This is a genomic window from Bradyrhizobium mercantei (genome assembly GCF_001982635.1).
In the GTDB taxonomy this organism is placed as follows: domain Bacteria; phylum Pseudomonadota; class Alphaproteobacteria; order Rhizobiales; family Xanthobacteraceae; genus Bradyrhizobium; species Bradyrhizobium mercantei.
The window spans coordinates 115,034-128,405 of sequence record NZ_MKFI01000005.1 but is presented as its reverse complement, the minus strand read 5'-3'; the positions used below and the strand labels follow the sequence as shown (position 1 = coordinate 128,405).

The 13,372-nt window shown below is 65.0% G+C and carries 17 protein-coding genes; 5 read left to right on the top strand and 12 right to left on the bottom strand.

Translation table 11 applies throughout. The annotated features are described in order from the left end of the window. Position 1: 1 nt before the first annotated feature. Positions 2 to 1,228, bottom strand: coding sequence for an aminotransferase class I/II-fold pyridoxal phosphate-dependent enzyme (locus BI327_RS23315; RefSeq protein ID WP_076863389.1), 1,227 nt, complete (start codon positions 1,226 to 1,228; stop codon positions 2 to 4). Positions 1,229 to 1,417: 189 nt separating this feature from the next. On the opposite strand from BI327_RS23315, the gene BI327_RS23310 reads away from it, so the two are divergent. Both BI327_RS23310 and BI327_RS23305 read left to right on the top strand, forming a co-directional pair. After that, positions 1,418 to 1,891 carry an NUDIX hydrolase gene (locus tag BI327_RS23310; protein WP_076863387.1) on the top strand — a complete coding sequence of 158 codons (474 nt, stop codon included), beginning with the start codon at positions 1,418 to 1,420 and terminating at the stop codon, positions 1,889 to 1,891. Between the two features lie 264 nt (positions 1,892 to 2,155). Beyond that, positions 2,156 to 2,428: a hypothetical protein gene (locus BI327_RS23305; RefSeq protein WP_076863385.1), complete on the top strand. Its 273-nt coding sequence runs from the start codon at positions 2,156 to 2,158 to the stop codon at positions 2,426 to 2,428. Between the two features lie 110 nt (positions 2,429 to 2,538). On the opposite strand, the gene BI327_RS23300 is transcribed toward BI327_RS23305, so the two are convergent. From BI327_RS23300 to BI327_RS23265, 8 genes are all read right to left on the bottom strand, one after another. Next, positions 2,539 to 2,943: a GFA family protein gene (locus BI327_RS23300; RefSeq protein WP_076863381.1), complete on the bottom strand. Its 405-nt coding sequence runs from the start codon at positions 2,941 to 2,943 to the stop codon at positions 2,539 to 2,541. A gap of 201 nt (positions 2,944 to 3,144) precedes the next feature. Then, a complete protein-coding gene (locus tag BI327_RS23295) occupies positions 3,145 to 4,593 on the bottom strand; it encodes an ammonium transporter (RefSeq protein ID WP_076863380.1) in 1,449 nt (482 codons plus the stop codon). Between the two features lie 39 nt (positions 4,594 to 4,632). Then, the gene (locus tag BI327_RS23290; protein WP_024583097.1) at positions 4,633 to 4,971 is read right to left on the bottom strand and encodes a P-II family nitrogen regulator; all 339 of its coding nucleotides are present in this window, start codon (positions 4,969 to 4,971) and stop codon (positions 4,633 to 4,635) included. A gap of 498 nt (positions 4,972 to 5,469) precedes the next feature. Continuing rightward, positions 5,470 to 6,072, bottom strand: a complete 603-nt coding sequence (locus tag BI327_RS23285; RefSeq protein WP_076863378.1) for an ATP-dependent Clp protease proteolytic subunit — start codon at positions 6,070 to 6,072, stop codon at positions 5,470 to 5,472. Between the two features lie 51 nt (positions 6,073 to 6,123). Continuing rightward, the gene (locus BI327_RS23280) at positions 6,124 to 6,480 is read right to left on the bottom strand and encodes an SRPBCC family protein (protein ID WP_076863377.1); all 357 of its coding nucleotides are present in this window, start codon (positions 6,478 to 6,480) and stop codon (positions 6,124 to 6,126) included. After that, complete coding sequence (locus BI327_RS23275) at positions 6,477 to 6,791, bottom strand: ArsR/SmtB family transcription factor (protein WP_076863374.1); 315 nt, start codon at positions 6,789 to 6,791, stop codon at positions 6,477 to 6,479. Before BI327_RS23275 ends, BI327_RS23280 begins: the two co-directional genes overlap by 4 nt. Before the next feature lie 138 nt (positions 6,792 to 6,929). Beyond that, positions 6,930 to 8,249, bottom strand: coding sequence for an ammonium transporter (locus tag BI327_RS23270; protein ID WP_076864246.1), 1,320 nt, complete (start codon positions 8,247 to 8,249; stop codon positions 6,930 to 6,932). Between the two features lie 84 nt (positions 8,250 to 8,333). Continuing rightward, positions 8,334 to 8,672: a P-II family nitrogen regulator gene (locus BI327_RS23265; RefSeq protein ID WP_024583102.1), complete on the bottom strand. Its 339-nt coding sequence runs from the start codon at positions 8,670 to 8,672 to the stop codon at positions 8,334 to 8,336. Positions 8,673 to 8,958: 286 nt separating this feature from the next. On the opposite strand from BI327_RS23265, the gene BI327_RS23260 reads away from it, so the two are divergent. Further along, a complete protein-coding gene (locus BI327_RS23260) occupies positions 8,959 to 9,852 on the top strand; it encodes a DUF4339 domain-containing protein (RefSeq protein ID WP_076863372.1) in 894 nt (297 codons plus the stop codon). 4 nt (positions 9,853 to 9,856) lie between these two features. Here the strand turns inward: BI327_RS23260 and tesB are convergent, their stop codons facing one another. Continuing rightward, on the bottom strand, positions 9,857 to 10,717 hold the full coding sequence (tesB, locus tag BI327_RS23255; RefSeq protein ID WP_076863370.1) for an acyl-CoA thioesterase II: 861 nt from the start codon (positions 10,715 to 10,717) through the stop codon (positions 9,857 to 9,859). Positions 10,718 to 10,927: 210 nt separating this feature from the next. Here tesB and BI327_RS23250 point away from each other — a divergent pair, with 210 nt between their 5' ends. Beyond that, positions 10,928 to 12,148: a ubiquinone biosynthesis hydroxylase gene (locus BI327_RS23250; RefSeq protein ID WP_076863368.1), complete on the top strand. Its 1,221-nt coding sequence runs from the start codon at positions 10,928 to 10,930 to the stop codon at positions 12,146 to 12,148. On the opposite strand, the gene BI327_RS23245 is transcribed toward BI327_RS23250, so the two are convergent. Together BI327_RS23245 and BI327_RS23240 are read right to left on the bottom strand one after the other, a co-directional pair. Beyond that, a complete protein-coding gene (locus tag BI327_RS23245; protein ID WP_018269337.1) occupies positions 12,145 to 12,342 on the bottom strand; it encodes a Trm112 family protein in 198 nt (65 codons plus the stop codon). The genes BI327_RS23250 and BI327_RS23245 overlap by 4 nt on opposite strands. A gap of 46 nt (positions 12,343 to 12,388) precedes the next feature. Then, complete coding sequence (locus BI327_RS23240) at positions 12,389 to 12,925, bottom strand: TetR/AcrR family transcriptional regulator (protein WP_076863366.1); 537 nt, start codon at positions 12,923 to 12,925, stop codon at positions 12,389 to 12,391. Between the two features lie 93 nt (positions 12,926 to 13,018). On the opposite strand from BI327_RS23240, the gene BI327_RS23235 reads away from it, so the two are divergent. Continuing rightward, positions 13,019 to 13,369, top strand: coding sequence for a hypothetical protein (locus tag BI327_RS23235; protein WP_076863365.1), 351 nt, complete (start codon positions 13,019 to 13,021; stop codon positions 13,367 to 13,369). Positions 13,370 to 13,372 lie beyond the last annotated feature (3 nt).

The window sequence follows — 13,372 nt, the reverse complement described above, 5'->3', positions numbered from 1 at the left end:
ATTAACCCAGGGTTTCGACCAGGCGATGCATCGCCTCGGCCGTGGATTCACTGTCGGAGACGAGCGCAAGGCGGATATAGCCCGCGCCCGGATTGGAACCGTCGTTCTGCTGGCGCGCCAGATAGCTGCCGGGGATCACGCGAACGCCGGCGTCCCGATAGAGCCTGACGGCAGCCGCCTCGTCGCCGCCGCGATCGGAGACGTCGAGCCAGACGCAGAAGCCGCCGGCCGGCCGCTTGTAGCCGTAGCGGTTGCCGAGGATCTGGTCGGCGAAATCGAACTTGATACGATAGAGCCTGCGGTTCTCCTCGACATGCGCCTCGTCGCTATAGGCGGCGACGCCGACATGCTGGAGCGGCACCGGCACCTGAGGTGCTGCGACATTGCGCAGCTCGTGGAACGCGGCGAGAAATTTCCCGTCGCCCGCGGCAAAGCCGACGCGCATGCCCGGCAGGCTCGAACGCTTCGACAGCGACTGGAACGCAACGACATTGCTGAAGTCGGGACCGGCGCATTCGAGGATGCTGCCCGGTGCCTCGCCGGTGTAGATCTCCGAATAGCACTCGTCGCTCAGGATCATGAAGCCATGGCGGTCGGCGAGCTCTTTCAGCCGCGTGAAGTAGGCGCGCGAGGCCACCGAGCCCTGCGGATTGGCGGGCGAGGCGATGAAGAAGGCGACGGTGCGTGCCAGCGTCGCCTCGTCGATCGAATCAAGGTCGGGCAGAAAGCCGTTGGCGAGCGTGGTCGGCAGATAGATCTGCTCGCAGCCGGCCGCGCGGGCGCCGGCGCCGTAGGCCGGATAGAACGGATTCGGCATCAGGATCGCCGGCCGGCCCTTGCGCGGCGAGACGTAGCGCGACGCCGTGATCGCGGCGAAGAACAGCCCCTCGCGGCTGCCGTTCAAGACCATGACCTCGCTCTCGGGGTCGACCGGGCGCGGCAATTGGAACCGGCTTCCGAGCCAGGCCGCGACCGCGCGGCGGAACGGCTCGATGCCCTTGGCGATCGGGTAGCGGCCGAAATCAGCGGTATATTTTGCCAGCACCGGCCCGACGAAATCGGGCACCGGGTGCTGCGGCTCACCTAATGACAGCGTAATCAAGGGCTTGGCGGGCTGATAGGGCGCCAGCAGCTCGGTCGTACGCAAGAACGGGGAACGCTCGGCCTGGCCGGCGGATGCGACATCGCCGGCGCCCTGCGCCAAGCCGGATGAGGCGGTCATTGCCATGGTTGAAATGCCAGTACTTTCACTGCGGTCGGAGGGTAGGGGCGCCGACCGTAAACCGATCAAATCACCATAGATAGGGCGAGGTTAAGACGCGATTAACCATCGGCGGCGCGGCACGATCGGCCGCCGCGTGATATCAGCGCTGGCCTGAGAAAATCGCACCGAAATTGCTCCGAATTGCTCCTGGACATGATCCACCGCCGCGCCGTGAGGGCGCTCATCATCACGGCCGAGCGCGAAGTCCTGCTGCTGCGGATCCGCCCGCCGCATGGCGGCGACTGCTTCTGGGTCGCTCCCGGCGGCGGCATCGAGGGCGACGAGACGCCGGAAGCGACGTTGCAGCGCGAACTGGCCGAGGAATTGGGACTGCTCGATTTCGAGCCCGGCCCAACCGTCTGGCGGCGTCACCACACCTTCAATTGGGGCGGCCGGCGGATCTCCCAGAAGGAAGAGTACCGGATCGTTCACGCCGATCGATTCGCGCCTGTCATGGCCGACGACGCCGAGGCCAAGGTGCTCGACTGCTTCCGCTGGTGGCCGGTCGCCGATCTCGCGAGCGCCGAAGAGCGGCTTACCCCGTTTTCGCTTGCCACGATCCTTGAAGGCTATCTGCGCGACGGCGCACCGAGCGCGTTGCCCGATGAGGAAGTTCTGATCGACTGAAGCAACTCGTCATGCCCGGGCTTAACCGGGCATCCATCATCGGAAAAGAGTCTCGCGAAGCAAGATGGATGGCCGGGTCAAGCCCGGCCATGACGAGCGCGCGGCGCCGTAGCCCGGATGAAGCGTAGCGAAATCCGGGGCGGTCTCTCCTGCGCAGACGTCGTTCCCGGATTGCGCTACGCTTCATCCGGGCTACGCGCTGGTGGTCGCGGCAGTTGTCGGGGCAAGGGCTAGTCCGGGTGTATTCTCGAGCGCGAAAGATCGATGAAGAGCTATTTTCTCGAAGAGCTGGGCGAGGTGTCGCTTGTCCGGAGCGAGCTATCTGCGGTGCTTCCACGCCAAGTCGATCCATGGTTGCTCCTGGCGGATGACGAGACCCCGGTTGCATATTTCAGCATCGCAGACGCAACTGACGGAGGTTCATGTGTTCAGGCAGATATGAGTGGCCGCCACTTCCATCAGGACGAGCTGGTCCTGAGTGTCCTGCGCAAGCTGCAAGCTCGACTGGGTGGTGTCATTCGAGACGACGAACTGTAGCTACGTAGCCCGGATGAAGCGAGCGTGATCCGGGAACGGCGCCTCTGCGGGAGAGACCGTTCCCGGATTTCGCTGCGCTCCATCCGGGCTACGTGCCGGATCTGCGACGCCTACCGCGCCGGCAGCTTCTCGAACGACGGCTTGCCGTCAGGCAGATGATGGAAGGTCTGCTTGTCGCAGGTGTAGATCGTCATCTGAGGCGTGAACACGCTGGGGTCGTCGAAGGTGCCGACCTTCAGGATGGTGGCGGGCAGGCCCGGCACCTTGGTCACCAGATGGGTGCCGCATTCCGGGCAGAACTCGCGGGTCACGGCGCGCTCGAGGTCCTTGCGCGTGAACTGCTTGGGTTGGCTTGCGGTGTATTTGAAGCCGGTGGTCGGCATCGCCATGAACATGTTCGGCCCGCCGCCCGTGATGTACTGGCATTCGCGGCACAGGCATTGCGCCGCCATCATCGGTTCGCCCTCGGCCTCATAGCGTACGTTGCCGCAATAGCACCTGCCTTGTACCTTCATGACGTCCTCCCATTCTTATTGGTTGTAGCCTGTCATTCTACGATGACAGGCAATTCCGACAATATTTTCTCAAGCCGCGGAAAAAAGAAAGGGGCTCCAACTTGCGCTGGAGCCCCTCAACGGCCCGGACATTGCCGGGTATGTGTCCGGACCGTAGTTCTGGGAACGACCGCTTGGGGAGGTCGCGCCCCGGGAGAACTCTTACATGTTGTAGGCGCGCTCCGTGTGCTCGGTGATGTCGAGGCCTTCACGCTCGGTCTCGACGTTGGCACGCAGGCCGACGATCACGTCGACGATCTTGTAGAGGATCGCCGAACCGATGCCCGACCACACCAGCGTGGTGCCGACGCCCCAGACCTGCGAGATCATCTGCGCCGCGAAGTCGTAATCGGCGACCTTCGGCGGGATCGCGGTGTAGTCGATGATCCCTGCACCGCCGAGCGCCGGGTTGACCAGGATGCCGGTGCCGAGCGCGCCGATGATGCCACCGACGCAGTGGACGCCGAACACATCGAGCGAGTCGTCATAGCCGAGCGCGTTCTTCACGACCGTGCAGAAGAACAGGCAGACCACGCCGACCACGAGGCCGAGCACGATGGCGCCCATCGGACCGGCATAGCCGGCCGCCGGCGTCACCGCGACGAGGCCCGCGACCGCACCCGAGAGTGCGCCGAGCAGCGAGGGATGGCCCTTGATGATCCATTCCGCGAACATCCAGGCCAGCGCCGCCGCGGCCGTTGCCACGAAGGAGTTGGTCATGGCGAGTGCAGCGCCGCCATTGGCTTCGAGGTTGGAGCCGGCGTTGAAGCCGAACCAGCCGACCCAGAGCAGCGAGGCGCCGATCATGGTCATGGTCAGCGAGTGCGGAGCCATCAACTCCTTGCCGTAGCCGGTGCGCTTGCCGATCAGCAGCGCGCCGACCAGGCCGGCGATGCCGGCGTTGATGTGCACGACGGTGCCGCCGGCGAAGTCGATCGCACCCTTCTTGAAGATCCAGCCGGCATCGGCGTTGATCTCGTCGAGCTTGGCCTGCGCCGCGGTCTTGGCCGCACCGTCAGCCGCAGCGGCGAGCGCCTTGGCGGCATCCTGGATCGCGTCCGGGCCCGGCCAGTACCAGACCATGTGCGCGATCGGGAAGTAGATCAGGGTCACCCAGAGCGGGATGAACAGCGCGATCGCCGCGAACTTCATGCGCTCGGCGAAGGCGCCGACGATGAGGGCCGGCGTGATCGCCGCGAAGGTCATCTGGAAGCACATATAGACGAGCTCCGAGATGTTGGCGTCGACCGAGAAGGTCGCAGCCTTCGAGTCCGGCGTGACGCCCATCAGGAAGGCCTTGGAGAAGCCGCCGATGAAGTCGGAACCGCCGGTGAAGGCGAGGCTGTAGCCGTAGAGAGCCCAGAGCACGGTGACCAGGCAGACCGTGTAGAACACCTGCGCCAGCACCGAGAGCATGTTCTTGGAGCGGACCAGGCCGCCATAGAACAGCGCGAGGCCCGGGATGGTCATCAACAGCACCAGCACCGTCGATGTCAGCATCCAGGCGTTGTCGCCCTTGTTGACGGTTGGCTCGGCGTAGGCGGCGGTTGCGGCAAACAGGCCGACTGCGAGGGCCGCCAGTCCCGCGCCATAGGGACGCTTGAACGTCATGTTATTTCACTCCTGAGGTCTTAAGGTTTGTGCGCGAAATCAGAGGGCCGCGGCATCGGCCTCGCCGGTGCGGATGCGCACGGCGTGCTCGAGGCTGATGACGAAGATTTTGCCGTCGCCGATCTGTCCGGTCTTGGCGGCGGAGGTGATGGCGTCGATGGTCTTGTCGACCTGATCGGAGTTGACTGCGACTTCGATCTTGATCTTGGGCAGGAAGCTCACGGCATATTCGGCGCCGCGATAGATTTCCGTGTGCCCCTTCTGACGGCCGTAGCCCTTGACTTCCGTCACCGTGAGACCGTGAACGCCAATGGCGGTCAGGGCGTCACGGACCTCTTCCAGCTTGAATGGCTTAATGATCGCCATAACAATTTTCATGAGTCCTATCCCCGCTTGGGCCCGGCGCAAACGGGCGCCGGGAGTTTCGACTGAGGTTCACCACGCGGAGGACTTCCACTACGCGGGCACAGCCGGGACCCTTAGAATCAAATGCCGTGCCAGTCGGCCGGACTTCGCTAATGGATTATGAATCCGGGTATTTTCCCGCTTTGCGGGAGGACGGCGCCCCTGCGCTATTCCGTCGCGCCTAAAATATCATCAGGCCTGTCTAGAACTCAGGCACGGCCAAGTCCGGACACAATTCTGCCCAGCGGCGCGGCAGCTCGCGGTATCCGGCTGAAGCGCCCGTAGGCTGGTTCCAACCTCCCCTTGAAAAGGGGAGGTCGCTTTGCTCGCAGAGCAAAGCGGGTGGGGATCTGCTCTCTCCACTTGCAACGTTGCCTGCAGCTCGACCCCCATCCCGACCTTCCCCCTTTCAGGGGGAAGGGGAAGAGGGAGCTGTCGCCAGGATTGCGCGACCGCTCCGCGAATCCCGCGTCAGGCGGCGTCGCGTGCCGCGAAGACCTTGTCGATCAGCCCCCAGTCGAGCGCCTGCTGCGCCGACATGAAGTGATCGCGGTCCAGCGTCCGTTCCACGTCCGCCTCGGTGCGCCCGCAATGCTGCGCGTAAAGCCGGATGATGCGCCGCTTGGTCTCCTGCATCTCGGTGGCATGGATCAGGATGTCGGAGGCCTGGCCCTGGAAGCCGCCGAGCGGCTGATGCACGTGGAGGCTCGCATTGGGCAGCGCGGCGCGGTGACCGGGCTCGCCGGCCATCAGCAGGAACGAGCCCATCGAGCGCGCGGTGCCCATGCACAGCGTGTGCACGGGGGCCTTGATGAACTGCATGGTGTCGTACATCGCAAGCCCGCTGGTGATCACGCCGCCATAGGAGTTGATGTAGAGGTTGATCGGCTTGTTGGGGTTGTCGGCCTCGAGGAACAACAGCTGGGCGCAGACCAGCCCGGACATCGCATCATTGACCTCGCCGTTCAGGAAGATGATCCGTTCGCGCAACAGCCTGGAATAGATGTCGAAGGAACGCTCGCCACGGGTCGACTGTTCGATGACCATGGGGACGAGTTGCATCATGTCGCGCATCGGCGACCTCCATTTCTGCAGGTGATGAAGTCTCAGCGGTGAAGTTTGCGATCAGGCCGCGCGCATCAGGGTGCGGCGGTTGCTGTTGGCCGGTTGCGGCCGTTCTTCCCTGATGTCGCAGGCTTGCTGGATGATGCGAAACCGTGTGCCGCCGGCCTCGTTCGGCTCGATCCGGAAGGTGACATGGCTTTCGCGGAACGGCGGCTCGGACTCGCGGAGCCGGTAACGCACCTCCTCGCCCGTGATCGTTGCTTCAGGCTCGGCGCCGGCGAGATCGCAATCCGGAAGCCAGCGTTCGCGCAGCGCCGGAATGGTCACGGCGCGCCAGACCTTTTCCGGCGGGGCGTCGAGCTCGTATTCGATCACCAGGGCTGCGTCGGCGTGATCAGGCTTCACTGCGTCGCTCATTGATCCATGTCCTTCAGCAGGTCGGCGAGGGCTTCGATCCGCTTCGGCCAATAGGCGCGGTAGCGGGCGAGCCAGGTCCCGATGCTGGCGATGCCGTCCGGGTCGACTTCATAATTCACGAAGCGGCCCTGCCGTTGCTCACGCACCAGGCCGGCCGCGCGCAGCACCGCGAGATGCTGCGACATCGCCGGCTGGCTGATCTCAAGGCCATCGCGCAAGGCGCTGGCGTTCAGGCTGCCGCCGGCGAGCTTTTCAAAGACCTTGCGGCGGGTCGGATCGGCCAGCGCCTTGAAGATATCGGTGTCGATCATGCCGACACATAAGCACATACTTATGTGTTGCGCAAGCCTGAACTGCCTCAGCGCCGTGCTGCGTGACGTCGCGGCGCTCCCCGGGCCCTTTGCATGGGGTTGTTTTGCGGATTTGCCATGGCCCTGCGAGTTCGGCTGCTACTGCAGCGCCTCGCCGTGCTGCGAGATGTCGAGGCCCTCGAGCTCCTGCTGCATCGAGACCCGCAGCGGGACGAAGGCAGAGACCAGCTTGAGCAGCACGAAGGTGATGCCGCCGCACCAGACGAACGTGACGGCGACGCCGTAGAGCTGGATCAGCAGCTGCTTCGGATTGCCTTCGAACAGGCCTGACGTGCCGCCGATCGCGGCGACCGCGAAAACGCCCGCGAGCAGCGTGCCGGTGAGGCCGCCGATGCCGTGCACGCCGAACACGTCGAGCGAATCGTCATACTTGAAGCGATGCTTCAGCCAGGTACAGGCCCAGAAGCAGACCAGGCCGGCAATGATGCCGATGATGACGCCGTGCCATGGCGCGACGAAACCGGAGGCCGGAGTGATGGTGCCGAGCCCTGCGACCGCACCCGAGATCATGCCGAGCACCGACGGCTTACGGCGCGTCGCCCATTCGATTGCGCCCCAGGTCAGCGCGCCGGCACAGGCTGCAAGATGCGTGGCGGTGATTGCAAACACGGCGCGCGAATTGGCCGCGAGCGCCGAGCCGCCATTGAAGCCGAACCAGCCGACCCAGAGCAGGCCGGTGCCGACCACCGCGAGCGACAGGTCGAACGGCGACAGATTGTCATGGCCGTAGCCGTGCCGGTTGCCCATCACCTTGGCTGCGACCAGGCCGCTGATGCCGGCGGAGAGATGCACGACGAGGCCGCCGGCGAAATCCAGCACGCCCGCCGAGGCGAGGAAGCCGCCGCCCCACACCCAATGCGCCAGCGGCACATAGGCGAAGATGAACCAGCCGATCGAGAACAGCACATAGGCGGAAAAGCGCATGCGGTCGGCGACCGAGCCCGCGACCAGCGCCACCGTGATGATCGCAAACGTCATCTGGTACAGCATGAACAGCACTTCGGGGATGGTCTTGGCCGCCGGATTGACGCTGTCCATCGTCAGTCCCGCCAGGAACCAGCGATCGAGCGAGCCGAGCCACGGCCCGTCGCCGACGAAGCTCAGCGAATAGCCGAACGTGACCCAGAGGATCGAGATCAGCGCAACGGCGGTGAGGCTCTGCGCCATCGTCGCCAGCACGTTCTTCTTGCGCACCATGCCGGAGTAGAACAGCGCGAGCCCCGGGATCGTCATCATCAGCACCAGCGCGGTGGCGACGATCATCCAGGCGGTGTCGGCGGCGTTGATGCCGGAATTGGCTGCCTGGTCTTGCGCGAAAGCCGGCGCGGCCTGTGCGAGCAGGATTGCAGCAGTGATCGGCGCAGCTGTTATCGCTGCACGAAGAGCTCGTGCCCCCATCATCATTCCCCGGCGTGTCGTCGTTTCTTGGTGCGGATTGTCTGGGTGTGCCGGCGTCGTTGCCGGCCGTGATCTCGATAAGACTCAGAGCGCGTCGTTGTCGGTCTCGCCGGTGCGGATGCGCAAGGCGTGGTCGATCGGCGTCACGAAGATCTTGCCGTCGCCGATCTGGCCGGTGCGGGCGTGCTGGGTGATGACGCTGACCGCCTGCTCGGCGAGGTTGGAATCGACCGCGATCTCGATCCGGAGCTTGGGCAGGAAGTTCACGACATATTCGGCGCCGCGATAGATCTCGGTGTGGCCCTTCTGGCGGCCATAGCCCTTCACCTCGGTCACCGTCATGCCGTGGACGCCGATCGCGGTCAGGGCCTGGCGGACCTCATCCAGCTTGAACGGTTTGATGATCGCGACGACGAGTTTCATGGTTCAGGCCTTCATTCCCTAGAGGTTTTCCGTGTCCGGCCGTCGCCGGAGCGGCAAATTGCCGTCCCCGGCCAGCGTTTCGCGCGCGCCAAATCTGGCAGCTTTCTGGGCAAATGGCACAAAAAAGTTGCAGGTTGAAGGGGAAAACGTGCGCAGCCGGTGAACTCCGTCACTGTACGGGACGACAACCGTCGGCCAGAATATGGCCTTCCCGCCCCGGCCAGTGGATCCGCTGGCTCGTTTCGCCTACCGCGTGTCCCGCACGCGTGCCCCGAGGTACCAAGAAATGTCGAACCGAAACTGGTTTTATGCATCCGAAGGCCAGCAAAAAGGCCCCCTGCCTGAAGCCCAGCTCCGCGACCTGATCACCCGGGGCATGGTGGGAGCCGATACGCTGGTGTGGACCGAGGGCATGGCCGGCTGGCAGAAGGCCGGGGAAATTCCGGGCCTCGTCCCCAGCGCCGCGGGCGCGCCGCCGGCGTTTCCGCAGGCCGGCGGACCGCCGCCGGTGGCGGCGTCGGCAAACTATAGCGGCGGCGCGCTGTCGGCCGACTTCCCAATCTGGGGCCTGTTCGGACGCAGCCTCCTGATGTTCATCGGCCAGATCTTCGTCATCCCCGCGCCGTGGACCGCGACCGCGCTGTACCGCTTTGCGATTCCCTATATCCGCGTGCCGGGCCGGCCGCATCTCGCCTTCACCGGGCAGCCGCTCGACATCTGGTGGGTCTTCGTCGTGCTCGGTCTGCTGACCTATGCCGGCGCCGCCAACAGCAACATCGTGACGCTGCTCTCGCTGGTGTTGCAGGGCTTCCTGAGCTGGATGATCGTCCGCTGGATCCTGGGCCATCTCAGCTCCAGCGGCCAGGACCTGCCGATCTCATTCAAGGGCAGCCCGGTCGCCTATATCGGCTGGTATGTGGCGATGGTGATCTCGGCGATCACCATCATCGGCTGGGCCTGGGTGCTGACCGCATGGATGCGCTGGATCTGCAGCAACGTCGACGGCACACGCCGCGAGGTCAGCTTCAATGCCTCCGGCCTCGAGGTGCTGTGGCGAACCATCGTGTTCACGATCGGCTGCGGCTTCCTGATCCCGATTCCGTGGGTGCTGCGCTGGTACGGCAACTGGATCATCTCGCAATTCGCGCTGACCGAGCGCGGCGCCTACGCAGGTAATTGACGGGTTACTTGCGTTCGCGCACCGAACCCTCTTGCGCGACGGACGCCACCAGGGTGCCGTCGGGCTTGAAGATCAGGCCGCGGGTCAGACCGCGGCCGGACTGCGCGCTAGGCGAATCCTGCGCATAAAGCAGCCATTCGTCGGCGCGGAACGGGCGGTGAAACCACATCGCGTGATCGAGGCTCGCCGGCATCATGCGGCGGTCGAACAGCGTGCGGCCGTAGCGCGCCATCACCGCATCGAGCAGCGAGAAATCCGACGCATAGGCGAGCGCGCACAGATGCAGCGCCGGATCGTCGGGCAGCTTTGCCGCGGTACGGATCCAGACATGGATGCGGCCGTCGTCGATCTTCTGGCCGAAATAGCGGCCGAGCTCGACCGGGCGCAGCTCGATCGGCCGGTCGCTCTCGTAATAGCGGCGGATGAACTCCGGCATCTCCTTGAACATCGGCTGCTTCGACACTTCTTCCGCGGTCAGCTTCTCCGGCGGCGGCACGTCGGGCATCTTCTCCTGGTGATTGAAGTTGCTCTCCTCCTCGGCGTGGAACGACACCATGATGGAGAAGATCGCGTTGCCGTGCTGGATCGCGGTGACGCGGCGGGTGGTGTAGCTCTTGCCGTCGCGCAGCCGCTCGACCTGGTAGATGATCGGGATCTGCGGATCGCCGGGCAGGATGAAATAGCAATGGATCGAATGCGGCAGGCGGCCCTCGACGGTGCGGCAGGCCGCGACCATCGCCTGGCCGATCACCTGGCCGCCGAACACCCGCTGCCAGCTCGTCTTCGGGCTGTTGCCGCGGAACAAATTCACCTCGAGCTGCTCGAGATCGAGGATGGACAACAGGTCGATCAGGCTCTTGGACATCGCGAAGCGTTCTCCTTCCGGGGCTCGCGAAGCGAGAATCCGGTATCCATTCATCTGCGGATCGTGTGGCCCAGTGGATTCCGGGTTCACGCTGCGCGTGCCCCGGAATGACGACCGCTAGATCTGGGCCTTGTTTCTATCCCCTGTTTCGCCCAGCTATAATCAGGTAGCAAGCACAGTCTGAGGGCGTAAGGCGCGTAAGGGAACGGCATGCCGGCACAGCGAAGTATTGTCATCTGCGGGGGCGCATTTGCAGGGTTGGCGCTGGCTGTGGCGCTGCGCCAGGGGCTTGGGCCCGACATCCCCGTGATCGTGGCCGATCCGGCGCTGAGCCTGCGCCCGAGCCGCGATCCGCGTGCGACCGCGATCGTGGCGGCCTGCCGGCGGTTGTTCGAGACGCTCGGCGTCTGGGGCCAGGTCGCGCCGACCGCGCAACCGATCACGGACATGGTCGTGACCGACTCCAAGCTCGAGGACGCCACGCGTCCGGTGTTTTTGACCTTCGCCGGCAATGTCGAGCCCGGCGAGCCGTTCGCCCACATGGTCGAGAACCGCTATCTGATCGATGCGCTGGCCGCGCGCGCCGAAGCCGAGGGCGTCGAGCTGCGCGCCACCGCGGTGTCGAGCTTCGAGTCGCGGCCCGACGGGGTCAGCGTCAAGCTGGCCGACGGCGCGGATATCGATGCCAGCCTGCTGGTCGCCGCCGACGGCGCGCGCTCGAAGCTGCGCGAGCGCGCCGGGATCGCGATCCATGGCTGGGACTATGATCAATCCGGCATCGTGGTCACGGTCGGGCATGAGCGCGCGCATCACGGCCGCGCCGAGGAGCATTTCCTGCCCGCGGGCCCGTTCGCGATCCTGCCGCTGACCGGCAACCGCTCGTCGCTGGTGTGGACCGAGACGCGCAAGGACGCCGCCCGTATTGTCGCCTTGAATGAAGAGCAATTCCACGCCGAGCTCGAGCAGCGTTTTGGTTTGCATCTCGGCGAGATCAAGCCGCTCGACAAGCCACGCGCATTCCCGCTCGGCTATTTCGTCGCGCGCTCGTTCATCGCCGAACGGCTGGCGCTGATCGGCGACGCCGCGCATGTGATCCATCCGATCGCGGGGCAGGGGCTCAACATGGGCCTGAAGGATGTCGCAGCACTTGCCGAGGTCGTGGTCGATGCGGCGCGGCTCGGCATGGATCTCGGACAGGCCGACGTGCTCGAGCGCTATCAGCGCTGGCGGCGCTTTGACACGATGGCGATGGGCGTTGCCACCAACTCGCTGAACTTCCTGTTCTCCAACGAATCGACGCTGCTGCGCACCGTGCGCGACATCGGCCTCGGCCTCGTCGATCGCGCGCCGCCGCTGAAGGAGATGTTCATCCGCCAGGCGGCGGGATTGTCAGGCGAAGTGCCGCGGCTGCTGAAGGGCGAGGCGCTTTAATCGATCTTGCGCGCCTCTTCCGGCAGCATGATCGGGATGCCGTCGCGGATCGGATAGGCGAGCTTGGCGGAACGCGAGATCAGCTCCTGCCGTGCGGCGTCGAACTCAAGCGGTCCCTTGGTGATCGGGCACACCAGGATTTCGAGCAGTTTTGGGTCGGCGGTGCTTTCGAGATGATCGGTCGTCGAATTCATTGCGGTCTCCGGCTCGCCGACATCTAGCACATCCAAATAGAGGCTGTCAGCGCCTGGCGATCCGCAGCAACTCGTCGATCGCGGCCTGCTGCTGCGCCTTCGGCAGCGTCTGCTCGGACAGCGCGTAGCCGATGAACGCCCAATAAAAGATCTGCGCACGGCCGCGCGCCACCGCGTCGGGGAATCCGGCCTGCCGGAGCAGGGTTTCGATATAGCCGATGCGGCGCTGGTCGACCTCGAGCACGGCGGCGCGCGCCGCGGCATCAGTGGTGGCCCAGCTGCGCACCGCGCGTTCCAGCGCCAGCCGCGCCGAGAAGGTCCGGCGCAGCAAGAGCGCCAGCGCGTCGCCGCCTTCCGGAATGGTCTCGAGCTCGGCGATCACCTGCTCGGCCGCAACCTCGCGCCAATGGGTCAGGATCGCGGTGCGATAGGCGCCGATGTCGGCGAAGTGCCAGTAGAAGCTGCCGCGCGACACGCCCATGGCCTTGGCCAACGGCTCGGCCTTCAGCGCCGTGAAGCCGCGCCGCGCCAGCGTCTTCAGGCCCTGATCGAGCCAGTCCTTGGCCGAAAGCTGTTCCGTCATGGTTCCCCGTCTGCGCCTCCACCATACACAAGTGTATTGACAGGCGCCAGCCGTTGATGTCTTCTCCATACAGTACTGTATGGAGATATCGCGATGCGTGATCTTCTGCTGCAAGGCGCCGGTGTCATTGCCATCCTGGTCAGCCTGATCCATGGCGTGCTCGGCGAGACCAAGATATTCGCGCGCGCCATCGTGGAGCCGCCGCGGCTGCGCCTGTTGCTCCGGCTGGTCTATCAGGCCGGCACCGTCGCCTGGATCGGCGGCGGCGTGTTGCTCATCGCCGCGCCCGCAATGGCCTCCGATGCCGCGCGGCACTGGATCGTGGCGACGCTCGCCGTCGTGTTCGGCTGCGCCGCGCTGGCGAATGCGGTCGCGACCCGCTTCCGTCACTTCGGCTGGATGGCGATGAGCGCGGTCGTGGCGCTTGCCGCCGCCGGCTACTAGCGA